Annotated in this window: 22 protein-coding genes; 15 read left to right on the top strand and 7 right to left on the bottom strand. The window is 59.4% G+C overall.

The genetic code is table 11. From position 1 onward, the window contains the following. Nucleotides 1-20: 20 nt before the first annotated feature. Complete coding sequence (locus KGA96_RS06240) at nt 21-1,052, bottom strand: amino acid ABC transporter substrate-binding protein (protein ID WP_046041975.1); 1,032 nt, start codon at nt 1,050-1,052, stop codon at nt 21-23. A gap of 467 nt (nt 1,053-1,519) precedes the next feature. On the opposite strand from KGA96_RS06240, the gene KGA96_RS06245 reads away from it, so the two are divergent. From KGA96_RS06245 to KGA96_RS06265, 5 genes are all read left to right on the top strand, one after another. Next, nucleotides 1,520-2,176, top strand: coding sequence for an alpha/beta hydrolase (locus tag KGA96_RS06245; RefSeq protein ID WP_223512035.1), 657 nt, complete (start codon nt 1,520-1,522; stop codon nt 2,174-2,176). A 98-nt stretch (nt 2,177-2,274) separates the two neighbouring features. After that, on the top strand, nt 2,275-3,765 hold the full coding sequence (rhlB, locus tag KGA96_RS06250) for an ATP-dependent RNA helicase RhlB (RefSeq protein ID WP_223465434.1): 1,491 nt from the start codon (nt 2,275-2,277) through the stop codon (nt 3,763-3,765). Nucleotides 3,766-3,888: 123 nt separating this feature from the next. Next, nucleotides 3,889-4,833: an ornithine cyclodeaminase family protein gene (locus KGA96_RS06255; protein ID WP_046041972.1), complete on the top strand. Its 945-nt coding sequence runs from the start codon at nt 3,889-3,891 to the stop codon at nt 4,831-4,833. Nucleotides 4,834-4,893: 60 nt separating this feature from the next. Continuing rightward, on the top strand, nt 4,894-6,021 hold the full coding sequence (locus tag KGA96_RS06260; protein ID WP_046041971.1) for an NAD(P)/FAD-dependent oxidoreductase: 1,128 nt from the start codon (nt 4,894-4,896) through the stop codon (nt 6,019-6,021). Between the two features lie 90 nt (nt 6,022-6,111). Further along, entirely contained in the window at nt 6,112-6,753 is a 642-nt protein-coding gene (locus KGA96_RS06265; RefSeq protein ID WP_046041970.1) for a transcriptional regulator, read from the top strand. 113 nt (nt 6,754-6,866) lie between these two features. Here the strand turns inward: KGA96_RS06265 and KGA96_RS06270 are convergent, their stop codons facing one another. The 4 genes from KGA96_RS06270 to moaC all read right to left on the bottom strand — a co-directional run bounded on the left by KGA96_RS06270 (nt 6,867) and on the right by moaC (nt 9,099). After that, nucleotides 6,867-7,643, bottom strand: coding sequence for an ABC transporter substrate-binding protein (locus KGA96_RS06270; RefSeq protein WP_046041969.1), 777 nt, complete (start codon nt 7,641-7,643; stop codon nt 6,867-6,869). A gap of 287 nt (nt 7,644-7,930) precedes the next feature. Next, nucleotides 7,931-8,383: a molybdopterin synthase catalytic subunit MoaE gene (gene moaE / locus KGA96_RS06275; protein ID WP_223465436.1), complete on the bottom strand. Its 453-nt coding sequence runs from the start codon at nt 8,381-8,383 to the stop codon at nt 7,931-7,933. Nucleotides 8,384-8,386: 3 nt separating this feature from the next. Next, nucleotides 8,387-8,629: a molybdopterin converting factor subunit 1 gene (moaD, locus tag KGA96_RS06280; protein ID WP_223465437.1), complete on the bottom strand. Its 243-nt coding sequence runs from the start codon at nt 8,627-8,629 to the stop codon at nt 8,387-8,389. Next, complete coding sequence (gene moaC / locus KGA96_RS06285; RefSeq protein WP_056726185.1) at nt 8,626-9,099, bottom strand: cyclic pyranopterin monophosphate synthase MoaC; 474 nt, start codon at nt 9,097-9,099, stop codon at nt 8,626-8,628. The genes moaD and moaC overlap by 4 nt, the downstream gene beginning before the upstream one ends. Before the next feature lie 596 nt (nt 9,100-9,695). Here moaC and KGA96_RS06290 point away from each other — a divergent pair. Next, nucleotides 9,696-10,139 carry an HIT family protein gene (locus KGA96_RS06290; protein ID WP_046041966.1) on the top strand — a complete coding sequence of 148 codons (444 nt, stop codon included), beginning with the start codon at nt 9,696-9,698 and terminating at the stop codon, nt 10,137-10,139. Nucleotides 10,140-10,270: 131 nt separating this feature from the next. Here KGA96_RS06290 and KGA96_RS06295 read toward each other — a convergent pair whose 3' ends face one another. Further along, on the bottom strand, nt 10,271-11,665 hold the full coding sequence (locus KGA96_RS06295; RefSeq protein WP_223512039.1) for a PhoH family protein: 1,395 nt from the start codon (nt 11,663-11,665) through the stop codon (nt 10,271-10,273). Nucleotides 11,666-12,001: 336 nt separating this feature from the next. Next, complete coding sequence (locus KGA96_RS06300) at nt 12,002-13,126, bottom strand: polysaccharide deacetylase family protein (protein WP_223512041.1); 1,125 nt, start codon at nt 13,124-13,126, stop codon at nt 12,002-12,004. Between the two features lie 324 nt (nt 13,127-13,450). On the opposite strand from KGA96_RS06300, the gene yaaA reads away from it, so the two are divergent. The 9 genes from yaaA to KGA96_RS06345 all read left to right on the top strand — a co-directional run bounded on the left by yaaA (nt 13,451) and on the right by KGA96_RS06345 (nt 26,353). Beyond that, nucleotides 13,451-14,230 carry a peroxide stress protein YaaA gene (yaaA, locus tag KGA96_RS06305; protein WP_046041961.1) on the top strand — a complete coding sequence of 260 codons (780 nt, stop codon included), beginning with the start codon at nt 13,451-13,453 and terminating at the stop codon, nt 14,228-14,230. A gap of 826 nt (nt 14,231-15,056) precedes the next feature. Continuing rightward, complete coding sequence (locus KGA96_RS06310) at nt 15,057-16,373, top strand: nucleotide sugar dehydrogenase (protein WP_046041959.1); 1,317 nt, start codon at nt 15,057-15,059, stop codon at nt 16,371-16,373. A gap of 95 nt (nt 16,374-16,468) precedes the next feature. Further along, nucleotides 16,469-17,950 carry a mannuronan synthase gene (gene alg8 / locus KGA96_RS06315; protein WP_046041957.1) on the top strand — a complete coding sequence of 494 codons (1,482 nt, stop codon included), beginning with the start codon at nt 16,469-16,471 and terminating at the stop codon, nt 17,948-17,950. 35 nt (nt 17,951-17,985) lie between these two features. Next, nucleotides 17,986-19,155, top strand: coding sequence for an alginate biosynthesis protein Alg44 (locus KGA96_RS06320; protein WP_046041956.1), 1,170 nt, complete (start codon nt 17,986-17,988; stop codon nt 19,153-19,155). Between the two features lie 15 nt (nt 19,156-19,170). After that, a complete protein-coding gene (gene algK / locus KGA96_RS06325) occupies nt 19,171-20,673 on the top strand; it encodes an alginate biosynthesis TPR repeat lipoprotein AlgK (RefSeq protein ID WP_080925337.1) in 1,503 nt (500 codons plus the stop codon). Continuing rightward, nucleotides 20,670-22,160, top strand: coding sequence for an alginate export family protein (locus tag KGA96_RS06330; protein WP_046041954.1), 1,491 nt, complete (start codon nt 20,670-20,672; stop codon nt 22,158-22,160). The genes algK and KGA96_RS06330 overlap by 4 nt, the downstream gene beginning before the upstream one ends. Nucleotides 22,161-22,186: 26 nt before the next feature. Further along, nucleotides 22,187-23,761 (top strand): mannuronan 5-epimerase AlgG, encoded by a 1,575-nt coding sequence (gene algG, locus KGA96_RS06335; RefSeq protein WP_046041952.1) that lies wholly within the window; start codon nt 22,187-22,189, stop codon nt 23,759-23,761. 10 nt (nt 23,762-23,771) lie between these two features. Next, nucleotides 23,772-25,220 (top strand): alginate O-acetyltransferase, encoded by a 1,449-nt coding sequence (locus tag KGA96_RS06340; RefSeq protein ID WP_046041951.1) that lies wholly within the window; start codon nt 23,772-23,774, stop codon nt 25,218-25,220. 8 nt (nt 25,221-25,228) lie between these two features. Continuing rightward, nucleotides 25,229-26,353, top strand: a complete 1,125-nt coding sequence (locus KGA96_RS06345) for a mannuronate-specific alginate lyase (protein ID WP_046041950.1) — start codon at nt 25,229-25,231, stop codon at nt 26,351-26,353. Nucleotides 26,354-26,447: the final 94 nt, after the last annotated feature.

The following is a 26,447-nucleotide window of genomic DNA, read 5'->3' on the forward strand; positions in this document are numbered from 1 at the left end:
CCCACCGGGTGATAGAACCATCAGCGCACTGGTGGTGCGTATTGAATGCCGCCAGCGTTCCACAGGGCGTTCAGCCCGCGGTCGATTTCCAGCGGAGTGCCCTTGCCGAGGTTTTTCTCAAACACTTCGCCGTAGTTGCCGACTTGCTTGATGATCTGCACGACCCAGTCTTTCTTCACTTTCAGGTCTTTGCCGTACTCGCCATCGGTACCCAGCAGACGGGCAACGTCAGGGTTCTTGGTGCCCTTGGCTTCGGCTTCGACGTTCTTCGAAGTGATGCCGGCTTCTTCAGCGTTGAGCATGGCGTAGCCAGTCCAGCGCACGATGGCCAGCCACTCGTCGTCGCCATTACGCACGACCGGGCCCAGAGGCTCCTTGGAAATGGTTTCCGGCAGAACCACGTAGTCCTTCGGCGAAGCCAGCTTGCTGCGCTGGGCGAACAGCTGGGATTTGTCGGAGGTCAGTACGTCGCAACGACCGGATTCCAGCGACTTGGCGCTTTCGTCGGAGGTGTCGAAGGTGATCGGGGTGTATTTCAGGCCGTTGCCGCGGAAGTAGTCGGAAACGTTCAGTTCGGTGGTGGTACCGGCCTGGATGCAGATGGTTGCACCGTCCAGTTCCTTGGCGCTCTTGACGCCCAGCTTGTTGTTTACCAGGAAGCCGATGCCGTCGTAGTAGGTAATGAAGCCTGGAAACTTCAGGCCCATGCCCGCGTCACGGGAGCTGGTCATGGTGGTGTTGCGCGACAGAATGTCGATTTCGCCGGATTGCAGCGCGGTGAAGCGCTCCTTGGCGTTCAACTGGCTGAACTTGACCTTGGTCGCGTCGCCGAAGACAGCCGCTGCTACTGCACGGCAGTAGTCAGCATCGATACCCACGATCTTGCCGGTGGAATCCGGAACCGAGAAGCCTGGCAAGCCATCGCTGACGCCACACTGCACGAAACCTTTCTTCATCACTGCATCCAGGGTTGCGCCCGCCTGGGCAAACCCGCTGACACCGAGTACTGCGGCTGCAGTCACGATAGCCAGGGTGGATTTCAACATCTTCATTCAAACCTCCAGTTTTGCTCTTGTTGTGTCGGAGCGTGAGTCCTGTCGCACCCTTTTGAGGCGTAGTCGACCCGTGTTGGCTTGTTTTGGGGTCAACCGACGTAAGACGTTAGCTATGAGTCTAGTAGGAGAAAATCCACGTCATGGAAAACTCGCTCTCACCAGTCGGCCGAACGGGCTGTAGCCCTTTCACGTTCGCGAAGCCCCGTAGCGGCCATTGGCGAACATCCATCACCGGATTCATTGCTATCCCGCAGTCGGCATTACACTGATAGTGTTACCGCCGGGCGCGAGATGGGTTGCACCGTTTCCCCATAGCAAAGCCCGTACCACACTGCTTGCCAAAGCGGTTCCGGGACAGGTCAATAGCAAAACTTGTAACCTTGCGACATCTTCGTAACTGATCAACCAGACGCGCACTCAGACCTCGCACTCAATGAGAGCGCACGCACAACATTGGAGCAGACATGACCGAGCCCTTGATTCTTCAGCCCGTAAAGACCGCAGACGCCTGCGTTATATGGCTGCACGGCCTGGGCGCCGATCGCTACGACTTCCTGCCGGTGGCCGAAGCGCTGCAGGAAACCTTGCTGAGTACCCGCTTCGTTCTCCCGCAGGCACCGCATCGCCCTGTCACTATCAACGGCGGCTACGAGATGCCGAGCTGGTACGACATCCTGGCCATGAGCCCGGCGCGCGCGATCAACCGTGAGCAACTGGAAGTGTCGGCAGACCGCGTCATTGAATTGATCGAAGTGCAGCGAGCCACCGGAATAGACGCCTCGCGGATTTTCCTGGCCGGTTTTTCCCAGGGCGGGGCCGTGGTTTTCCACGCCGCGTTTCTGAAATGGCAGGGCCCATTGGGTGGCGTCGTTGCCCTTTCTACTTATGCACCGACCTTCAGCGACGAACTGCAACTGTCCGCCAGCCAGCAGCGGATTCCGGTGCTGTCGATGCACGGCCAGTACGACGATGTGGTGCAAAACTCGATGGGGCGCAGCGCCTACGAGCATTTGAAGCTGCGTGGTGTCACCGTGACATGGCAGGAATACCCAATGGGTCACGAAGTGTTACCCGAAGAAATTCGCGACATCGGCGTCTGGCTCGCCGAGCGCTTGCGTTAAGCATTTCTGTTTAAAAGCGCCCTTTGATCCATCCCACTACGCCGCGCCCGATTCTTGCATTACACTGGCCGGCGTACATTCCTTAATCAATTGATGAGATGACCGTGCTCAAAGCACTCAAGAAAATGTTCGGTAAAAGCGAGACTGAGCAACTCGCGCCAGTTCCCAGCCCTGCGTCTCACGCTCCCGGCCACCGCACCGACGGTATTCAGTCTGAACGAGCCACCGCCACGGCGGCACCCAAGCATGAGCCGAAGACCGCAACAGCTGACCAGCCTGCGGCGATAACAGCCCCGGAGCAGCCGCTCAGCGAAACGCCGAAACCCGCCAAACCTCGCCGCGAACCCAAGCCCAAGGCACCGGTCATCCCATGGAAACTCGAAGACTTCGTCGTCGAGCCCCAGGAAGGCAAGACCCGCTTCCACGATTTCAAACTCGCCCCGGAACTGATGCACGCCATCCAGGACCTGGGCTTCCCGTATTGCACGCCGATCCAGGCCCAGGTGCTGGGTTTCACCCTCGCGGGCAAAGACGCCATCGGCCGCGCCCAGACCGGTACGGGCAAGACCGCTGCGTTCCTGGTCTCGATCATCACCCAGTTGCTGCAAACCCCGCCGCCAAAAGAGCGCTACATGGGTGAGCCACGGGCACTGATCATCGCGCCGACCCGCGAACTGGTGGTGCAGATCGCCAAGGACGCCGCCGACCTGACCAAGTACACCGGCCTCAACGTCATGACGTTCGTCGGTGGCATGGACTTCGACAAACAGCTCAAGCACCTCGAAGCCCGTCACTGCGACATCCTCGTGGCCACGCCGGGCCGCTTGCTGGACTTCAACCAGCGCGGCGACGTGCACCTGGACATGGTCGAAGTGATGGTGCTCGACGAAGCCGACCGCATGCTCGACATGGGCTTCATCCCGCAAGTGCGCCAGATCATTCGCCAGACGCCGCCGAAGTCCGAGCGCCAGACGCTGCTGTTCTCCGCGACCTTCACCGAAGACGTGATGAACCTGGCCAAGCAATGGACCACCGACCCGTCGATCGTCGAGATCGAGTCGCAGAACGTGGCCAACGAAAACGTCGAGCAGCACATCTACGCGGTGGCCGGTGCCGACAAGTACAAACTGCTCTACAACCTGGTCAACGACAACGGTTGGGAGCGGGTGATCGTCTTCGCCAACCGCAAGGATGAAGTACGGCGCATCGAAGAACGCCTGGTGCGTGACGGCATCAACGCCGCGCAACTGTCCGGCGACGTGCCGCAGCACAAGCGCATCAAGACCCTCGAAGGCTTCCGCGAAGGCAAGATCCGCGTACTGGTCGCCACCGATGTGGCCGGTCGCGGCATCCATATCGACGGCATCAGTCACGTGATCAACTTTACCCTGCCGGAAGTGCCGGACGACTACGTGCACCGCATCGGTCGTACCGGTCGTGCTGGCGCCGACGGTGTGTCCATCAGCTTTGCCGGTGAAGACGACTCCTACCAGCTACCGTCCATCGAGGAAAAGCTGGGACGCAAGATCAGCTGTGAAACGCCGCCGACCCACCTGTTGCGGGCCGTTGAACGCAAGCGTCCTCATTAAGCGACGCTGAAAAGACAAGCGCAGCCGGCAACGGACTGCGCTTTTTTTTCGCCCGGATATTGCCTGAGATATCTAAAAGTCCATAATGGACAAATTAGTTTACTTTCAACTCCGGAGCCGACCATGTCCAGTACGCCCCAAGTGATCACCCAAGCCCAGGCTCGCGAGCTACTGGCGCAGGTCGATGTACCGCAGATCCTGCGCAAACTGTTCCGCGACCTGGCCGCCGGGCAAGCCGTACAACCGGCGCAGCAACTGGTGGAGTTTCCACAGGGCGCCGGCGATTTCATCAACTACCTGGGCGTGCTGGCCGAGGATGGCGTGTACGGGATCAAGACGTCGCCATACATCGTCCGTGAACAGGGGCCGCTGGTGACGGCGTGGACGCTGCTGATGTCGATGCAAACCGGCCAGCCGCTGTTGCTGTGCGATGCCGGCGAACTGACCACCGCGCGCACTGCGGCCACCACCGCCGTGGCGGTCGATGCCCTCGCGCCACTCACAGCCAGTCGCCTGGCCATCATCGGCAGCGGCAAAGTGGCCCAGGCGCACCTGCATTACGTGAAAGGCCTGCGTGACTGGCAGAGCATCAGCCTGTACTCGCCGAGCTTGAGCGAAGATGCCGAAACCGTGAGCCTGCTGAAAAACATCGAGCCACGCCTGAACATCGTCGACAGTCGTGAAGCAGCCGTTCAGGACGCCGACGTGATCATGCTCTGCACCTCGTCCGCCGGTCCGGTGATCGATCCATCGAGCTTGCGCAAACCGGCGCTGATCACCTCCATCAGCACCAACGCACCGCGCGCCCACGAAGTGCCGCCGCAGTGCCTGAACGACATGCAGGTGTTCTGCGACTATCGCCTGACCACCCCAGGCTCGGCCGGTGAAATGCTGATCGCCGCCGAACAGCACGGCTGGGACAAGGGCGCGATTGTCGGCGACCTGGCCGACCTGCTCAGCGAAAAAGTCCTGCGCCCTGATTACGATCGCCATGTGTTTTTCCGCTCCATCGGCCTGGGCCTGGAAGACATTGCGCTGGCCAATGCGATCTATCGCCTGTCCCGCTGACATCTCGGCCCCTACAGGGGATCACCATAATTCCGGCATTGTGCTTTACAGGAGACGTTCATGAGCCAGGCAGATTTCATCATCATCGGCGGCGGGATTGCCGGTGCTTCCACGGGTTTCTGGCTGTCGCAGCACGGCCGCGTGATCGTGCTCGAACGCGAATCCCATCCGGCCTATCACTCCACCGGCCGTTCGGCGGCGCTATACACCGCCGCCTACGGCACCCCGCAAGTGCGGGCGTTGACCCTGGCCAGCCGGGACTTTTTCGACAACCCGCCCAGCGGTTTCTGCGAGCACCCGCTGCTGACCCCGCGCGGTGAAATGACCGTGGACCTGACCGGTGACCCGGACGAACTGAACAGGCAATACCAGAGCGCAAAAACCACGGTGCCGGAGATGCAATTGCTCGGCGTCGACGAGGCTTGCGCGTTGGTGCCGGTCCTGCGCCGGGAAAAGGTCCACGGCGCCATCTACGACCCGACCGCCAGCGACATCGACACCGATGCCCTGCACCAGGGCTATTTGCGCGGTATCCGCCGCAACCAGGGCGAAGTGCATACCGACAGCGAAGTCGTCAGCCTGAGCCGCGACGACCAAGGAACATGGCACGTCCAGACCGGCAGCCAGACCTTCAGCGCGCCGATCATCATCAACGCCGCCGGCGCCTGGGCCGACAAGATCGGCGAACTGGCTGGCGCCAAGCCCCTGGGCCTGCAACCCAAACGCCGTGCCGCTTTCATCTTCGCCGGCCCCGAAGGCGTGGACATCCATCATTGGCCGATGCTGGTCAGCCTCGACGAATCCTTCTACATGAAACCCGACGCCGGGATGTTCCTCGGTTCGCCGGCCAACGCCGACCCGGTGGAACCCCACGATGTGCAGCCCGAAGAACTGGACATCGCCATGGGCATCTACCAGATCGAAGAAGCCACGACCCTGACCATTCGCCGCCCGACCCGCACCTGGGCCGGCCTGCGCAGCTTCGTCAGCGACGGCGACTTGCTGTCCGGCTTCGATCCGAAGGTACCGGGGCTGTTCTGGGTCGCGGCACAGGGCGGTTATGGCATCCAGACCTCGCCGGCCATGGGCCAGGCCAGTGCGGCACTGGTGCGCGGTGCCGCGTTGCCCGAGTCGCTCAGCCATTTCGGTCTGAATGCCGAAATGCTCTCCCCTGCCCGCCTCGGCTGATCCTGATCCTCAGGTGACGTGCCCACACGTTTACGGCACACTTTCAGCGCCCCTTTGATGGGGCGCTGACGCTGCCTGGAGTTCCACTGAATGAACGCCCCCGAAAAAGACTCGGCCCTGGACGACACGTCCCTGGATAACTTCCACGCGATCGCCGACGCCATCGCCACGTTGTTTTTCCCCCACGCCGAAGTGGTGCTGCACGACCTGCGCACGCAAAAGGTCGACTACATCGCCAACAACCTGTCCAAGCGGGAAATCGGCGACGACTCGGCGCTGGAAGACATGCTCAGCGACGATGTCAGCGAACGAAACATCGGGCCGTACGAAAAGCTCAACTGGGATGGTCAGAAGATTCGCAGCCTCAGCACGGTGCTACGGGACAGCGAAGGTCGTCCACTGGCGGTGCTGTGCATCAACCTGAACATTTCGTTGTTCGAAAATGCCAAGGCCGCCCTGGACCTGTTCCTGTCGCCGACCAAGCTGATCCCGCAACCGGATTCACTGTTTCGCGATGACTGGCAGGAGCGGATCAACACCTTCCTCCACGCCTGGCTGCGCGAGCGCCAGTTGAGCCTGAATCTGCTGACTCGCGACCACAAGCGGGAACTGGTGCTGGCGCTGCACGCCGAAGGCGCGTTCAAGGGCAAAAGCGCCTCGAACTACGTGGCCAATGTGCTGAACATGGGCCGGGCGACGGTGTACAAGCATTTGAAGGAATTGAAGGGCTAGGCCCGGAGATTTTGTAGTGTTTGATCTGACCTCATCGCGAGCAGGCTCGCTCCTACAATGGATCGGTGTACACCGTACCCTGTAGGAGCGAGCCTGCTCGCGAAAGCGGTTGATCAGTCGCCGTAGATATCGGACTTGAAGTACTTGTCCGAAATCTTCTGGTACTCCCCACTGGCACGAATGCCATCAATGGCCGTGTTCAGCTCGCTGACCAGTTCGGTGTTGCCCTTGCGCACCGCAATCCCCGCACCCTCGCCCACATACTTCGGATCTTTCAGCTCCGGCCCGGCAAAGGCGTAACCCTTGCCACGCGGCATCGACAGGAAGTCATTCAGTGGAATGGTGTCGGCAAAAATCGCGTCGAGGCGGCCGGCTGCCAGGTCCATGTAGATTTCTTCGTTGTTGCTGTAGCGCTTGACGTTGATGCCCTTGGGCTCGAACACCTCGGTGGCGTAACGGTCGGTGGTGGTGGCGCGCTGCACGCCGACAGTCTTGCCCTTGAGGCTGGCGTACTGATCATCCACCACCGCACCATCCTTCATCACCAGACGCGACGAAGTGAAATAGTACTTGTGGGTGAAGTCCACCGACTTCTTGCGGTCTTCGTTGATGGTCATGGACGACAGCGCCATGTCGATTTTCTTCACTTTCAGGGAAGGAATCAGACCGTCGAACTCGCCTTCGACCCACACACACTTGGCCTTCATCTGCGCGCACAGGGCGTTGCCGATGTCATAGTCGAAACCGACGATTTCGCCTTTGTCGGTTTTCGAGGCGAACGGTGGATACGCCGCTTCGATACCGATGCGCAAGGTTTTCTCGGCGGCGAACACAGCGCTGCACGCCAACAGGCTCAGGGCCAGACCGGTGATGAGGGGGAACTTCTTCATGTTCGTTTTCTCGCGGTTGTTGTTGGTTTGGCAAGACAGAAGAAAAAGCTGAAACGGGTGGAAACCTTTTTTGTACTTATAATTCCATACTGGACTTTTATGTATTAATCGTCAATGAGGCAAATGCAGCCCGTGCCGGCCGATGGTCGGGTGGTGGATCAGCAAGATTTTTAGTGGTGCAGATGACGCCATCGCGAGCAGGCTCGCTCCCACAGTGGTCCTGCGAACACATATCTACTGTAGGAGCGAGCCTGCTCGCGATGGCTTAATCAGAGACGCCGCAGAAATTACTGCTTCCAGCGATCCGCCGCCGCATGATCACTGTCACGCCCCTCGACCCAACGCGGCCCGTCACTGGTGATTTCTTTCTTCCAGAACGGTGCACGGGTTTTCAGGTAATCCATGACAAAGGCGCAGGCGTCGAAGGCCGCCTGACGATGGGCGCTGGCCGCGCCGACGAAGACAATCGGCTCGCCCGGCTCCAAGGCGCCGATGCGGTGCAGCACTTCCAGCTTGAGCAACGGCCAGCGCTGCTCGGCCTCGACGGCGATCTTGCCCAAGGCCTTTTCGGTCATGCCCGGATAGTGTTCGAGGAACATTCCGGCAACGTCGAGGCCGTCATTGAAATCGCGCACGTAGCCGACAAAACTCACCACCGCACCCACGCCGACATTGGCATCGTGCATGGCGTTGACTTCGGCCCCCGGGTCAAACGCGGTGGACTGCACGCGAATCGCCATGGCTCAGCCTCCGGTCACAGTCGGAAAGAACGCCACTTCATCGCCCTCGCTGACCGGCTCGTCGAGCTGGCACAGGTCTTCGTTGCGGGCGCACATCAGGTTCTGTTCGCTCAACACCTCGGCACCGTCACGTTGGGCCAACAGTGCGCGGACGTCGTCGACTGTGGAGAAGTTGCCTTCCACTTTCACCGAGTCCAGCCCCAGCGCTTCACGATAACGGGCGAAAAACTTCACGGTAACGTTCATGACTGCTCCGCTTGGAAATGTCCGCTCTTGCCGCCGACCTTCTCCAGCAGACGCACGCTTTCGATGGTCATGCCGCGGTCAACGGCCTTGCACATGTCGTAGATCGTCAGCGCGGCGACACTGGCGGCGGTCAGGGCCTCCATCTCGACGCCGGTCTGCCCGGACAGCTTGCAGCGCGCCACGATGCGCACCGAATCGTCGCCTTCGGCACTGAGCTCGACCTTGACGCCGGTCAGCATCAACGGGTGGCACAGGGGAATCAGATCGCTGGTTTTCTTCGCCGCCTGAATGCCGGCAATGCGCGCCACGGCAAACACATCACCCTTGGGGTGGCCGCCGCTGACGATCATCTGCAGGGTTTCGGGCAGCATGCGCACCAGCGCTTGAGCGGTCGCCTCACGGAACGTCACGGCTTTTTCAGTGACGTCGACCATGTTGGCGCGACCTTGGGAATCGAGATGAGTCAGCACGGGATTACTCCTGATCAGGAGCGTCGATTGTAAACCTGCGGGTCAGATTTCCGCACGCACGATTGTCGGCCCACCACAAACCAATGTGTGCGAGCTTGCTCGCGATAGCGGCCTGTCATTAACCCGAGATGTCGACTGACACACCGTCATCGCGAGCAAGCTCGCTCCCACAGGTTCCTCATACGCCCGGACTCGGTGGACAGTTTCAGATGCGATTCCTTATTAAGTTTAAAAAACACAAATTAAAGTCATGCCAAACAACAGAAAGAAATGTAACAAAAGTCTACTGAACATTCGCTTTTTCTGACATCAGCGATCAGCTTTAATTGGTGCACCAGCCGATAAGTTACTGATTATTTTATAACAAATTCTGACGTAAGAATTTTCCGTAAGTACGCACTAATGGCCCGCCATGAAACTTCCTACAACTGAATGTTAGACCGATTTGTTAATTCGAGAAAAACTGACCAAGAAAGCTAACGATTCTAAAATTTCAGTACTGAGGTATCGCATAAGGTTTTTTCTACTGACCTCCGGCAGCAGCTCAACGGGGCAGGTCCTACACGTCAACCATGGTGGCACACGGGAGGCTAGTCATGTCAGCGCGGACAATTTACTCAGGAAAACACATCGTAATCTCTCACTGCCGGGACTGTGACATCCCGGGCTACATGATTATTTCTCTCAAGCGGAAGATATTTAAACTGGAAGAGTTAAGTTCGACGGAAAGTGCTGAACTGATGAAAGGCTTGGCATTTACGGAGCGAGCCTTAAACACTCTATTTTCTCCTGAAAAAATATACATAATGCGTATTTCCGAACTCAATCATGAACTGCACTTTCATGTTTTCCCCAGGTATGCCTCCGTGACCAAGTTATATTTGGCAGAACACAATGAACGTATTATTGATGGCCCCTTCTTTTTCAGCTGGACGCGAAAAAAGTTCAGTAGCTCACAGCCTGAGCCGACCCAAGAGGTATTGAACGCTCAATCAATTCTTACGGAAACCCTCAATAGCTATTTTTCGCAATCTCTGTAAATAAGACTGCTTTCGCGCCAAGCTTTGCAGAAACACATTCATCGGTATTGGGTCTGGCCTGAGGCACGGGCCTTTACGCCGCGTACAAAAAAACCGGGCGACCTTGCGGCCGCCCGGTTTCGATGAAGCGATTACAAATGCGTTTCGGCGTATTCGGCCAGGATCGAGCGTGGTACCCCTTGCAGGGTGATGTGCACCCCGTTCGGGAAGTCCTTGAAGCGTTCAGTGAGGTAGGTCAGCCCGGAGCTGGTCGCGGACAGGTAAGGGGTATCGATCTGTGCCAGGTTGCCCAGGCACACCACTTTGGAACCGGCGCCGGCACGGGTGATGATGGTTTTCATCTGGTGCGGTGTGAGGTTCTGGCATTCGTCGATCAAAATCAGGCTCTGCTGGAAGCTGCGGCCCCGGATGTAGTTGAGGGATTTGAACTGCAATGGCACTTTGCTGAGGATGTAGTCGACGCTGCCATGGGTGCTTTCGTCATCCATGTGCAAGGCTTCGAGGTTGTCGGTGATGGCGCCCAGCCACGGCTCCATTTTTTCCGCCTCGGTGCCGGGCAGGAAGCCGATTTCCTGGTCCAGGCCCTGCACGCTGCGGGTGGCGATGATGCGGCGATAACGTTTGCTGACCATGGTCTGCTCGATCGCAGCGGCCAGCGCCAGGATGGTTTTACCCGAACCCGCGGCACCCGACAGGTTGACCAGGTGGATGTCCGGATCGAGCAAGGCGTACAACGCCAGGCTCTGATAGATATCACGCGGCTTCAGGCCCCAGGCTTCCTGGTGCAGCAGCGGTTCCTGGTGCAGGTCGAGGATCAGCAAGCGGTCTACTTCAATCTCCTTGATCCAGCCGACAAAGCCCTGCTCATCAATGATGAATTCGTTGATGTGCACCGCCGGCAGGTTGTCGATCAACTGCACCTGATGCCAGGTGCGGCCGTGGTCCTGACGGGTTTCGACCTTGCTCACGCGGTCCCAGAAAGAGCCGGTCATGTTGTGGTAGCCATTGGGCAGCAAGGACACGTCATCGACCAGTTGGTCGGTGCTGTAGTCCTCCGCCGCGATCCCGCAGGCGCGCGCCTTGAGGCGCATGTTGATGTCTTTGGTGACCAGCACCACAGGCTTCTTAGGGTCGCGAGCGTGCAGATCGATCAGTTGATTGATGATTTTGTTGTCGTTCAGGTGCTCGGGCAGAATCAGGTTCGGCTCGGCATGTCTGCTCATCAAAATTGACAGCAAACCCTTGGGTCCGCTTTTGCCACGCTGGATCGGCACACCCTGCTCGACGTCCTCGGGTGAGGCATCGCCCAGGGTCTTGTCGATCAGGCGGATGGCCTGGCGGCATTCGGCGGCTACGCTGTGATGTCCGCTCTTGAGCTTGTCGAGCTCTTCCAGCACGGTCATCGGGATCGCGACGTGGTGTTCTTCGAAGTTAAGCAGCGCGTTTGGATCGTGAATCAATACGTTGGTATCGAGTACATAAAGGATTGGCTGGTTGGAAGAAGAGCTACGTCCGTGATCATCCATACTCGGTCACCTTTGTGGGAGCCATTCGACGCAATACCTTGACAGTGCTGCGCCTCGAAGTGACTGCCGAATACACCTGCGGGGACTCAAGTGTTCTGCATACATGCGGGGTCTTGGAAGACGCCACCTGTGTTGCAGGTTTCGGCGGTCTGTCTTCGTAATACTCCAAAACGTGTGACAGAAAAAAGTACTTTGACGCTTTTTTGAAGTTTATTTTGCAGATTGACCAATAGCACTTGGCGGACTGCCATCACCCGTTTAAAGTCGGAAGTCCACCCGCAACGAATCCCCTTCCAAAATTGCCAAAAACCCAATGTTTACGGGGTTTTGTCATTTTCAGCGAAACGCATCCTGGCAATCCTCCCAGCCGATTCCGACAGGCGCCGTTTGCGTGACCAGCCACGGCAACGTCGTTTTCACTGCATCCTGTTTCACATTGAAATTGATCACTCCGTGCCGCCACAGCAGCATCAGGGTCAGCACCCGTTGCGCACTCGGGTTGCCCTTGAGTTTGCCGGCGCCGTCCTGGGCGTCGATGTCCCACAACGCTACCTGCAGACCCTGAGTCTTGAAGAAGCCTTCGGCATCTGAACGGCGCTGACCGTCGGGCGGACGGAACAGGGGCACGTAGTTCTCCGGCAGCTTGCTTTTGACCAGTTCGGCGCTGCGGTGCACCGAATCCTGCCAGTCCTGCCAGTGGCTGTGGGAACGGAACTCCCAGCCTTGTACGCCGATGCACTGGCTCGAGTAGGTCGCTTGCAGGTTACTCACCGAATGCTCGGCCAAACGCGCCTGGATGTCCTTGCCAAGGACGAAGAACGTCCCGCTCAGGTTCGACTTGCGCAGGTACTCGGTGACCCAGGCGGTGTTATCCGGCGCGGCGTTGGCGGCGCTGTCGAAGGTCAGCAGAAACAGCCGGTCATGCATCCCGTCGCCACTGCGTTCATAGTCGCCAAAATGATCGACTTCGCTGCTGGTTTGTGGAAACAAAGCGGCCTTGCGCAACTGTTCGTCCAGGTACTGGGTGTGGAACACACGGCTCGGCTCAGCCCACTTGATGTAGTAGCTGTCTGCGCCGACCTGGAATTTGGCAGCCTGCTCGCGCAGGGTGGGCATGTCTTCGACCAGAAAACAGAAGGAGGCATCCTGGTCGCAGCTCTGTTGGGCGAAGTTGTAGTTGGTCAGCAGCCGTTGCCACATACGCTGGCGAACCCGGTTGACCGATTCCAGATTGATCGTGCGCAAGCCCAGGCGCTGGGCCAGGGCGGGTTCATCCAGTGCCTCGCTGGCCAACAGGACGCTGGAAAACATGAGGATCTCGGCCCTCGACGCCACGTCGAACAGCGTCGGGTTAGCGAGTTTTTCCGGCCAGGTGCTGCGATCGAGCGTCGCCACATCGCTTGGTGCCGCGATGGCGCCGAAGCTGAGTAGCCAGATCGAGATGAGAAAAGCGATACGCAATGGGATGTCTCCATAACAAAACCCGCGCGGCACTATAGCTGATAAGGCACCCACTCCTCCTGAGGCATGAATGCTTTCTGTGGCGAGGGAGCTTGCTCCCGCTGGGCTGCGAAGCAGACCTAAACCTGTCATCACATTCCTTCAGCCAGACCCCGACTACCGGTTTTGCGACCGCTTCGCGCTCGAGCGGGAGCAAGCTCCCTCGCCACAGAAGCCCATCCAGACAAAATCCGTGCTCCACCGGCCATCACCTATGGACGCCATAGCTGGAGTCAACGAGGACAACCCCCTAGAATCGCCGCCACGATTAAAGGAGACGACTTCATGCTGATGGTGATTTCACCCGCCAAGACCCTCGACTATGAAACACCGCCGGCGACCCAGCGCTTCACCCAGCCGCAGTACCTCGACCACTCCCAGGAGTTGATCCTGCAATTGCGTGAGCTGACGCCCGCGCAAATCAGTGAGTTGATGCACGTCTCCGACAAGATCGGCGGGCTCAACGCCGCGCGTTTCGGCAGCTGGACGCCTGCGTTCACCCCGGAAAACGCCAAGCAGGCGCTGCTGGCCTTCAAGGGCGATGTGTACACCGGCATGAATGCGCAAACCCTCAGCGAAGACGATTTCGACTACGCCCAAAAACACCTGCGCATGCTCTCGGGCCTCTATGGCCTGCTGCGCCCGCTAGACCTGATGCAACCCTATCGCCTGGAAATGGGCACCAGGCTGGCCAACGCCCGGGGCAAGGATCTGTATGCCTTCTGGGGCACGCGCATCAGCGAATGGCTGAACGAAGCCCTGGTCGACCAGGGCGATGACGTGCTGCTCAACCTGGCGTCCAACGAGTACTTCTCGGCGGTCAAACGCAACGCCTTGAACGCGCGCATCATCAATACCGAATTCAAGGACCTGAAGAACGGCCAGTACAAGATCATCAGCTTCTACGCGAAAAAGGCCCGCGGCTTGATGAGCCGCTTCGTCATCGAAGAACGCATCAACGACCCGGCCACCCTCAAGCAGTTCGACGTTCAGGGCTATCGCTACAGCGCCGAACAGTCCAAGCCGGACAATCTGGTGTTTCTGCGAGACCACGCACCAGAGTGATGCATCCGGTCGGCGCACGACCTCCTCACCCCCCTGGTGCGCCGACCCTTGACTCACTTCAGCCTTCCCCGCCTTTTCGCCATTTTTATGGCGCCAGAAAAATACCGACCAGTTTTCTAACTTTAGTTTCACTCGACTTCAATCATTTTTTTGCGTAGTGGCACTGACTTTTTTTAACAGTAGTGGCAAAAAAATATCCTGCCCAATGATCCGCCTATATATAAAGGGCGAAACGGTAAGTGCTATCAGTTTGAGAGCAGTGCCATCTTTCTCAATATTTCAAGAAATTTCAGATTTGACGATGAGCGGACTGGAACTATGTCCAAACGCGCCGTTCATACCACCGGTAACGATTCTCGCCGAGCGTGTACGAGATAACTTACGCAGATAAGCGATTCATGTAGCCAAGTTGTAATATTAACTTGCCCTCACTAATCACTGATTTGGACAACGGCAATCGGAGAGGAGATAACGCAGTATGGCTATCCCCTACAAGGCCACGGCAGCGCCCCTATAAACGTGCTCACCCGAGCACCCAACCGCTTGATCCACGGGCTTTCGGCCCGACATCAAGCGTGCAAGGCCGTTGCACCTGCATCCTTCTGAAAGGAGGATCGGCTGCATAACAGGGCAAATCATAACAACAAGGCCTAGTTGCGCACACCTTGAGTGCATTTATTTAGACACTCGTAACTTATATGCCAGCACAGGGCATTGTCGTGCCTGCAAGGCACACTTGCGAGTGCACTAAACACGCTGAACACCATTAACTCCGGCCATCTAATGGCTTGATGTATACAGGCTTGATAACAGAGAGGTAATTGCGATGCGCATCAGCATTTTTGGTTTGGGTTACGTCGGCGCAGTATGTGCCGGTTGCCTGTCTGCACGGGGCCATGACGTCGTTGGCGTCGATGTGGCCAAAGACAAGATCGATATGATCAATGCCGGCAAATCGCCGATCGTTGAACCGGGCCTGGGTGAACTTCTGGCCCAGGGCATCCAGACAGGTCGTCTGCGTGGCACCACCAACTTCGCCGAGGCGATTCGCGACACCGACCTGTCGATGATCTGCGTGGGCACGCCGAGCAAGAAGAACGGCGACCTGGAGCTGAACTACATCGAGGCAGTGTGCCGCGAAATCGGTTTTGTCCTGCGTGACAAGACCACCCGCCACACCATCGTCGTACGCAGCACCGTACTGCCGGGCACTGTGGCCAACGTGGTCATCCCGATTCTCGAAGACTGCTCTGGCAAGAAGGCCGGTGTTGATTTCGGCGTGGCCGTGAACCCTGAGTTCCTGCGCGAAAGCACCGCCATCGCCGACTATGACCAGCCGCCAATGACCGTCATCGGTGAATTCGACAAGGCGTCCGGCGACGTTCTGCAATCGCTGTACGAAGAGCTCGACGCACCGATCATCCGCAAGGACATCGCGGTTGCCGAGATGATCAAGTACACCTGCAACGTGTGGCACGCCACCAAGGTCACCTTCGCCAACGAAATCGGCAACATCGCCAAGGCGGTCGGCGTCGACGGTCGCGAAGTGATGGACGTGGTCTGCCAGGACAAGACCCTCAACCTGTCCCAGTACTATATGCGCCCAGGCTTCGCCTTCGGTGGCTCGTGCCTGCCAAAAGACGTGCGTGCCCTGACCTACCGCGCCGGTTCCCTGGACGTGGAAGCCCCGTTGCTCAACTCGCTGATGCGCAGCAACGAATCCCAGGTGCAGAACGCTTTCGACATCGTTTCCAGCCACGACAAACGCAAAGTCGCCCTGCTGGGCTTGAGCTTCAAGGCCGGCACCGACGACCTGCGCGAAAGCCCGCTGGTCGACCTGGCGGAAATGCTGATCGGCAAGGGCTATGACCTGAGCATCTACGACAGCAACGTCGAGTACGCCCGCGTTCACGGTGCGAACAAGGACTACATCGAGTCGAAGATCCCTCACGTCTCGTCCTTGCTCAACTCCGACTTCGACGCGGTGATCAACAACTCCGACGTGATCATCCTCGGCAACCGTGACGAGAAATTCCGCGCCCTGGTGCAGGACGTTCCACACGGCAAGCAGGTGATCGACCTGGTTGGTTTCATGTCCAAGGCCACCAGCACGAATAGCCGGGCCGAAGGTATCTGCTGGTAAAGCAGCCGCAAGCTTCAAGCTCCAAGCCGCAAGTTCAAAGCTCCTCGCTTGGGGCTTGAAGCTTGGGGCTTGCAACTGACTTTAGGATTCCGATTATGCACAGGCTAAAGCACGGCCTACTTCAGGCCGCCGGTTGGCTGTTCTACCTGAGTTTACTGATGGGCCTCGCCATGGCGTTGCCCGTGTCCACGTTCGACTCCGAGTCGAAGGACTTCATTTTCCTGATTGGCGCCGTAGGTATCTGGCGCTACTCGATGGGTGCCACTCACTTTGTGCGCGGCATGATTTTTCTGTACATCGTCTACCCGTACCTGCGGCGCAAAGTGCGCAAGCTGGGCAAAGCGGCTGACCCGTCCCACGTGTTCCTGATGGTCACCAGTTTCCGCATCGATGCCCTGACCACCGCACAGGTCTACAGCTCGGTGATCCGCGAAGCCATCGACTGCGGCCTGCCGACCACAGTGGTCTGCTCCATCGTGGAAATGTCCGATGAGCTGCTGGTCAAAAGCCTGTGGAACCGGATGAACCCACCGTCCCGGGTCAAGCTCGACTTCGTGCGCATTCCCGGCACTGGCAAGCGCGATGGCCTGGCCTATGGCTTCCGCGCCATCTCCCGGCACCTGCCGGATGATCGTGCCGTGGTCGCGGTGATCGATGGCGACACCGTGCTGGCCGAAGGCGTGGTGCTCAAGACCGTGCCGTGGTTCCAGCTGTTCGGCAACGTCGGTGGCCTGACCACCAACGAATTCTGCGAAGTGCGCGGCGGCTACATCATGAGCGAATGGCACAAACTGCGTTTCGCCCAGCGCCACATCAACATGTGCTCGATGGCCTTGTCCAAGCGCGTGCTGACCATGACCGGCCGCATGTCGGTGTTCCGCGCCACCGTGGTCACCAACCCGGACTTCATCGCCGACGTGGAAAGCGACTCGCTGCAACACTGGCGCCTGGGTCGCTTCAAGTTCCTTACCGGCGATGACAAGTCGAGTTGGTTCAGCTTGATGCGCCTTGGCTATGACACGTTCTACGTGCCCGACGCGGCGATCAACACCGTTGAACACCCGCCGGAAAAGAGCTTCATCAAGGCCAGCCGCAAACTGATGTTCCGCTGGTACGGCAACAACCTGCGGCAGAACTCCCGTGCCCTGGGCCTGGGGATCAAACGCCTCGGCGTGTTCACTTCGGTGGTGCTGTTCGACCAGCGCGTGTCGATGTGGACCTCGCTGCTGGGCCTGACCGTGGCGTTGATCGCCAGCTTCAAGTACGGCACCGCGTTCATCCTGGTGTACCTGCTGTGGATCGGCATCACCCGGTTCATCCTGACCTTGTTGCTGTCGTGCTCCGGACACCGGATCGGCCCGGCCTACCCGGCGATTCTCTATTACAACCAGATCGTCGGCGCGCTGGTGAAGATCTACGTGTTCTTCCGCCTCGACAAACAGTCCTGGACTCGCCAACCCACTTCTCTGACCCGTGATCTCGCCAGCTTTCAACGTTGGTTCAACACCTGGTCGTCTCGGACCATGACCTTCTCTGCCGGCAGCATTTTTGTCGCCGTGCTGCTGTTGATGGTCTGACCGAACTCGCCTGAATTAACTAGGAAAACGCCCCTATGAATACCGCCGTCAACGCCAACGTAGTGCACGAATCCGAAGCCCAGCGCCAACACGCCCGAGTGAAAATCCCGGCCAAGTTGCGTTTCTTCGGCCCAGACCGGACGCCGGTCGAAGCCCGGGTGATCGACCTGTCCGCCGGTGGCCTGGCGTTCAACGCCGGTCAATTGCCGCTGAAGATCGGTGACGTGTACAAGGCCCGCCTGCAATTCGTCATCGACAACCTCGGCCTGGCCATGGACGTCGAGTTGCAGGTCCGCTCCTTCGATCGCGAGACCGGACGCACCGGCTGCCAGTTCCAGAACCTGGAACCACGGGACATCTCGACCCTGCGCCACCTGATCACTTCGCACCTGGCCGGCGACATCGTCAGCGTGGGTGAAATGCTGGCGACCCTGCAGCGCGACAACTTCACCAAGGCGCGCAAGATGAAGGACGGCGGTCACGGCATGACCGCGTTCGGCCGCATGAAAGCCGTGACCTTCAGCCTGGGGATCTTCGTTGTTGGCCTGGCTGCATTCGGCTTTGTTTTCAAATCGGTGTACGGCATGTACTTCGTCAGCCACGCCCAGGCCGGTCTGGTCAGCGTGCCGGGCGTGAACATCACCATGCCCCGCGACGGCACCGTGCAGAGCCTGGTGAAAGCCGACGGCGTAGCCGCCAAGGGCGCACCGCTGGCGACCTTCAGCACCAGCATGCTCGACGTGCTCAAGGGCCATCTGGACGAAGACCAACTGCAACCGGCCAAGGTTGAAGAACTGTTCGGCAAGCAGATGACCGGCACCCTGACCTCGCCTTGCGACTGCACCGTGGCCCAGCAAATGGTCGCCAACGGTCAGTACGCCAGCAAGGGCGACGTGATCTTCCAACTGGTGCCGCGCAACAGCGAAGCCAATGTTGAAGCGCGCTTCTCCTATCGCCAGTTCGGCGACGTGCGCCCCGGTACTTCGGTGCGCTTCCAGATCGCCGGCGAGGACAAGAGCCGCACCGGCAAGATCGTCAGCAGCACCAGCCTGAAAAGCGCCGACCTGTCTTCGGACATCCGCGTGCTGATCCAGCCGGACGAAACCCTGGACAGCTCCCTCGCCGGCCGCCCGGTGGAAGTGAACAGCGACCGTGGCCCGAACCTGAACTGGCTGATCGACAAAGCCATGGCTGTCGGTCTTTAAGTCGAGGACATGCCTGTGACTACTCCAACCCTCAACACGCCGCCGACCCTGTGGGAGCGAGCCAGCTCGCGATGGGATCGACGCGGTCTGTCTGATGCACCGAGTCGCCTGCTGCGCGAGCAGGCTCGCTCCCACACTGGATTGATGGTGTGCTCGCTGGCCTTGGCAATCAGCCTGGCCGGTTGCGCCGGCCTGCCCGACCAGCGCCTGGCCAACGAAGCGCTCAAGCGTGGCGATACCGCCACCGCCGCGCAGAATTACCGGCAACTGGCAGACCTGGGCTACAGCGAAGCGCAGGTCGGCCTGGCCGATATCCAGGTCGACAGCCGTGACCCGGCGCAGATGAAACAGGCCGAGGCGACCTATCGCGCAGCGGCCGATGTTTCGCCGCGCGCCCAGGCACGCCTTGGACGCTTGCTGGTGGCCAAGCCCGGCTCCACCGAAGCCGAGCAACACGAAGCCGAAACCCTGCTGAAAAAAGCGGCAGCCAATGGCGAAGGCAATACGCTGATTCCGCTGGCGATGCTGTACCTGCAATACCCGCACAGCTTCCCCAACGTGAATGCGCAGCAGCAGATCAGCCAATGGCGCGCCGAGAACAAACCGGAAGCCGGCCTGGCGCAAGTGCTGCTCTACCGCACCCAGGGCACCTACGACCAGCACCTGGATGACGTGGAAAAGATCTGCAAGGCCGCGCTCAACACCAGCGATATCTGCTACGTCGAACTGGCCACGGTCTATCAGAAACAGGCCAAGCCAGAGCAACAGGCCGAGCTGATCAAGCAGATGCAAGCCGCGCATGCCCGCGGCACCGTTTCGGCACAGCGCGTCGACAGCGTCGCCCGTGTGCTCGCCGATGCGTCCCTGGGCAAGACCGACGAGAAAACCGCGCAGTCGCTGCTCGAACCGATCGCACCGGGCTACCCGGCGTCGTGGGTCACCCTCGCACAACTGCTCTACGACTTCCCCGAACTGGGTGACGTCGACCAGATGATGAAGTACCTGGACAACGGCCGCGCCGCCGACCAGCCCCGCGCCGAGTTGTTGCTGGGCAAGCTCTACTTCGAAGGCAAACTGGTGCCTGCCGACGCCAAGGTCGCCGAAGCGCATTTCCAGAAAGCCGTCGGCCGCGAAGTCGCTGCCGATTACTACCTCGGCCAGATCTATCGCCGTGGCTACCTGGGCAAGGTCTATCCGCAGAAGGCCCTCGACCATCTGTTGACTGCTGCGCGCAACGGCCAGAACAGCGCCGACTTCGCCATTGCCCAACTGTTTTCCCAAGGCAAGGGCACCAAGCCTGATCCGCTGAACGCCTACGTCTTCAGCCAACTGGCCCTGGCCCAGAACACTCCGCAAGCCACCGAGCTTGCGCAAACAATCCAAACGCAATTGCCGCCCGACCGGTTGGCCGAAGCCCAACGCCTGTTGAAACAAGAACAGGCCGTGCGCGGTGCCCTGAGCCCGAACACGCCGGAACTGCATGCCCTGCAAGAAGAAGATGGCGAGGAATCCCAATGAAGTTGAATCCATTCATGAAGGCCGGCATTGGCCTGACATTCGCGCTGATCTGGTCTTGCCCGACGCTTGCTGCGATGACTGAAGAAACCAAGAACTTTGGCCTGGAAGTGAAGGTTACCGGCCAATCCGAAGACGACAGTGACCTCGGTACCCAGAGCGGTGGCGACGTCAACGGCGTCGGCCTCGACTTGCGTCCATGGATCTATGGCGAAAGCGGCGCGTGGAGCGCCTATGCCATGGGGCAAGCCGTGACGGCCACCGACATCATCGAGACGGACACCTTGCAAGGGACCGCCAGTGATGGCACCACGCCCACCGACAACGGTGATCGCAAGACCAAGAAAAACTACCTGGCCATGCGCGAATTCTGGGTCGGCTACAGCGGACTTACGCCGTATCCGGGCGAGCAGTTGAAGCTCGGTCGCCAACGTCTGCACAACGCCGACGGCCAATGGCGCGACACCAACATCGAAGCCCTGAACTGGACGTTCGACACAACCCTCTTGCGCGCCAACGTCGGGGTCGCCGAACGTTTCAGCGAGTACCGCACCGACCTCACGGAACTCGCCCCGAAAGACAAGGATCGCCTGCACGCCTACGCCGATGCTTCGTATCAGTGGACACCGGGCAACTGGGTCGGTATTCGCGGTCATCATACCCACGACAACGGCAAGCTCGACTACCCGGAACCGGGCGTGCCGGCCGATTCGCTGGACAAGAAACAGAACGGTGACATCAGCTGGATCGGCCTGACCGCCGACAGCGACGCCTATAACTGGCGCAATACCAACACGGTCAATTACTGGGGCAGCATCACCGGCATGAGCGGCGACATCGACAAGGTCAACCCGCTGAACGCCGATGGCACGTCGCCAGCTGAAGCCAAGCGCGGTGAAAGCCTCAACGGCTGGGCCACCGATGTCGGCGTGCGCCTGCGCCTCGATCCGCAATGGCAAGTCGGTGCTGCCTATGCCCGCGCCAGTGCCGAGTACGAACAGAACGGTCTGGAAAGCAACCGCTCGAACTACACCGGTACGCGCTCGCGGGTTCACCGTTTCGGCGAAGCCTTCCGTGGCGAAATGCAAAACATGCAGACCGCGACTTTGTTCGGCTCGTGGATGCTCAACGACGAATACGACGCCAGCCTGATCTACCACAAGTTCTGGCGCGTCGACGGCAACAAGCCGATCGGCAGCAATGGCATCAACGCCGTCGAAAACAACACCGACGATGCCACCGGCGCAATTCTTTCCACCACGTCCCTGCCGCTGAACGATGGCGAGAAAGACCTCGGTCAGGAGATGGATCTGGTAGTCACCAAGTACTTCAAGCAAGGCCTGTTGCCGGCGGCATTGAGCCAGTCGATCGACGAGCCTTCGGCCCTGGTGCGCTTCCGTGGTGGCGTGTTCAAGCCAGGCGATGCGTACGGCAAGGAAGTCGATTCGTACATGCACCGCGCGTTCATCGACGTGATCTGGCGCTTCTGATGCACATTGCGAAGGGAGTCTCCCAGATGAATCATCCAGCCCGAAAAGGCTCGATCAGCCTGTTGGCCGGCGCGATGCTGCTGGCCAGCGCGACTGCCTTCGCCAATGTGGAACCGGCGAAGCCGGTAACCACGGCCAAGGAACTGCAACAGGCCAAGACCTACACCGTCAGCAGCGCGCCGACCGCGCCGTTGGAACTGGCCACGCCGAAACTGCCGGACGTTTCCGGCTACACCGCCGAGGCCATCGCCGCGAAGGTCGTGCGCAGCAAACCGGGCAAGATCAGCCTGCGCCGGATGATGCAGGAAGACGCCCTGAAGGACTTCATCGGTGGCGACAACAAGATGGCCGAATGGGTGGTGCGTCAGCACGGCATCCCCCAGGCAATCTTCGTCGACGACGGCTACATGAACCTCAAGGACCTGGCGAAAAAAGTCCCCAAGCAGTACTTCAGCGAAACCTCGCCGGGAGTGTTCCTCTCCCGGTTGCCGATCGTGGTCGGTCGTCGCGGCATTCTGGAAATCGACAAGCAGACCCAGGAACTGCGCCTGTCCCAGGAGGCCGGTGCGTTCCTGGTCAACGACGGCCAGCTGTTCGTGCGCGATACCAAGATCACTGGCTGGCGCGAGAAGGACAACGGCCCGGCGACGTTTACCTCGCCCAAGGAATTCCGTCCGTTCCTGCTGTCCTGGGGCGGCACCGAGACCTACATCGCCAACAGCAAGATCGCCAGTTTCGGCTACGCCAACAGTAAGTCCTACGGCGTGAGTATTTCCCAGTACACGCCGAACATGGCCAAGGTGCTCAAGCGCCCTGAGCCGACCGGCTGGATCGTCGGTTCCGAATTCTCGGACATGTGGTACGGCTTCTACTGCTATGAAACCCGCGACTTCGTGGTCAAGGGCAACACCTACAAAGACAACATCGTCTACGGCATCGACCCGCATGACCGGTCCCACGGCCTGATCATCGCCGACAACACCGTTTACGGAACGAAGAAGAAGCACGGGATCATTATTTCCCGTGAGGTCAACGACAGCTTCATCTTCAACAACCGCAGCTACGACAACCACCTCTCGGGGCTGGTGATCGACCGTAACAGCGTCAACAACCTGATTGCCCACAACGAGATCTACCAGAACCACACCGACGGCATCACCCTCTACGAGAGTGCCGACAACCTGCTGTGGGGCAACCGCGTGTTGAGCAACAAGCGCCACGGCATCCGCATTCGTAACAGCGTGAACATTCGCCTGTACGAAAACGTCGCCATGGCCAACGGCCTGACCGGTGTCTACGGGCACATCAAGGACTTGAGCAACACCGACCGTGACATCAAACTCGACCCGTTCGACGCCCAGGTATCGCTGATCGTGGTCGGCGGTGAGCTGGCGGCCAACGGCAGCGGCCCGCTGTCCATCGACTCGCCGCTGAGTGTCGAGCTGTATCGCGTGTCCATGCTCGCGCCAGCCAAGGCCAGCGGCATCAGCTTCACCGGCATCCTCGGCGAGCGCCAGGATGAAATTCTCGACCTGCTGGTGCGCCAGCAGAAAGCCGTGCTGATCGACCCTGTCGAACGCCAGACCGAAATGCGGGACTGAGGATAATCTTATGCACCCACACTTGATCAAATTACTCAGCCTGTCGGCCCTGACCGCCGGCATTCTCGCGGCCAGCGGCGGTGTTCGCGCCGACGAAATCAAAGCGCCGAGCTTCACCGCAGAACCGTGCTGCAGCCTGTGCCCGGCTGCTCACGATCCGAAGAACTACACCACCCGTTATCAGCAGAACTTCACCACGCTGGTGCAGGCCCAGGGTGACTGGCTGTTCCGTACGCAAGAAGACTTGCGCACCGAATTCGACACCACGCCCGCCGGCTACAAACGCATGAAACAACTGCACGATGCGTTCAAGAGCAAAGGCGTGGAACTGGTTGTCGTGTACCAGCCGACCCGTGGTCTGGTGAACCGCAACAAGCTCAACCCGGCGGAGAAAGCCAGTTTCGACTTCGACAAGGCGCTGAAGAACTACCAGTCCATGCTCGGTCGTTTCGCGCAGATGGGCTACGTGGTTCCGGACCTGTCGCCGCTGACCAACGAGTCGTTGCCCGACACCCTGCCTGCCCACGATTTCTACTTCCGTGGCGACCAGCACTGGACCCCGTACGGCGCCCAGCGCACGGCGAAAATCGTCGCCGAGAAGGTCAAGCAATTGCCTGAATTCGCCGACATTCCCAAGCGCGAATTCGAGACCAAAAAGTCGGGTCGCATGGGCAAGACCGGAACCTTGCACAACATGGCCGGTCAACTCTGTGGCACCAGCTACGCGATCCAGTACATGGATCAGTTCACCACCGAGCCGAAGGGCGAAGCGGGCGATGGCGATTTGTTCGGCGACTCCGGCAACCCGCAAATCACCCTCGTGGGTACCTCCCACAGTGGCAAGAACTACAACTTCGCCGGCTTCCTCGAAGAGGCCATCGGCGCCGACATCCTCAACGTGGCGTTCCCCGGCGGCGGCCTGGAAGGTTCGATGCTGCAGTACCTGGGCAGCGACGAGTTCCAGAAGAACCCGCCGAAGATTCTCATCTGGGAATTCTCGCCGCTGTACCGCCTCGACCAGGAAACCATCTACCGCCAGATGATGGCGTTGCTGGACAACGGTTGCGAAGGCAAGGATGCACAGATGTCCGGCAGCGCCACGCTCAAGCCGGGCAAAAACGAGTTGATGGTCAACAGCAAGAACATGGACCTGCGCAACGGTAGTCATCAGGTCGACGTCCGCTTCGCCGACACCTCGGTGAAAACCCTGCAAGCCACCCTCTGGTACATGAACGGTCGCCACGAGGACATCAAGATCGACAAACCGGAAACCTCCGAGACTGACGGGCGTTTCGCTTTCGAGTTGCGCACGGATGAAGACTGGGCCTCGCAGAACCTGCTGGCCGTTGAAGTCCAGGGCCCCGAAGCCGGTGCCGCACCACAGAAAGTCGAAGCGAAAATTTGCAAACGCAACGTATTCCCGGGCGCCGAACAGCGTACTGCTTCGGTCGGGCAATGAGGTCTGCTATGCGCTATCCGAAATTTTCAACACTGTTGGCACCGACGCTCTTGAGCCTGGCGATGTTCACCGGGGCCACGCAAGCGGCTGCGCCACTACGTCCACCCCAGGGCTATTTTGCGCCTGTGGATAAATTCAAGACGGGCGACAACAGCGAAGGCTGCGATGCGATGCCGACGCCGTACACCGGCTCGTTGCAATTTCGCAGCAAGTACGAAGGTTCGGACAAGGCCCGCGCGACCCTGAACGTGCAATCGGAAAAAGCCTTTCGCGAGAGCACCGCCGACATCACCAAGATCGAGCGCGGCACCAGCAAGCGCGTGATGCAGTTCATGCGTGACGGTCGCCCGGAACAACTGGAATGCACGTTGAGCTGGCTGACGGCCTGGGCCCAGGCTGACGCGCTGATGTCCAAGGACTTCAACCACACCGGCAAGTCGATGCGCAAATGGGCGCTGGGCAGTATGGCTTCGGCGTACATCCGCCTGAAATTTTCCGACTCTCACCCGCTGGCCACCCATCAACAGGAAGCGCAAGTGATCGAAGCCTGGTTCAGCAAGATGGCCGACCAGGTGGTCAGCGACTGGGACAACCTGCCGCTCGACATGACCAACAACCACTCGTACTGGGCCGCCTGGTCGGTGATGGCCACCTCCGTCGCCACCAACCGCCGCGACCTGTTCGACTGGGCGGTGAAGGAATACAAGGTCGGCGCCAACCAGATCGACGCCGACGGCTACCTGCCCAACGAACTCAAGCGTCAGCAACGGGCCTTGGCCTACCACAACTACGCCCTGCCGCCGCTGGCGATGATCGCCAGTTTCGCCCAGGTCAACGGTGTGGATCTGCGTCAGGAAAACAATGGCGCACTCAAACGCCTGGGTGACCGGGTGTTGTCCGGGGTGAAAGACCCGGATGAGTTCGAGGAAAAGAACGGCAAGGAACAGGACATGACCGACCTGAAAGAGGACATGAAATTCGCCTGGCTCGAACCGTTCTGCTCGCTCTACACCTGCTCGCCCGAGGTGCTGGCGAAGAAGCACAAGATGCAACCGTTCAAGACCTTCCGCCTCGGCGGTGACCTGACCAAGGTCTACGACCCGGCCAATGAAAAGGGCAACAAGGGTTCTTAAGGCTGGCTGTATTCCCTTGTGGCGAGGGAGCTTGCTCCCGCTCGGCTGCGAAGCAGTCGTAACCCAGTGAACGCGGATTGACTGATACACCGCG

The organism is Pseudomonas sp. GL-R-26, from assembly GCF_019947365.1.
GTDB lineage: Bacteria > Pseudomonadota > Gammaproteobacteria > Pseudomonadales > Pseudomonadaceae > Aquipseudomonas.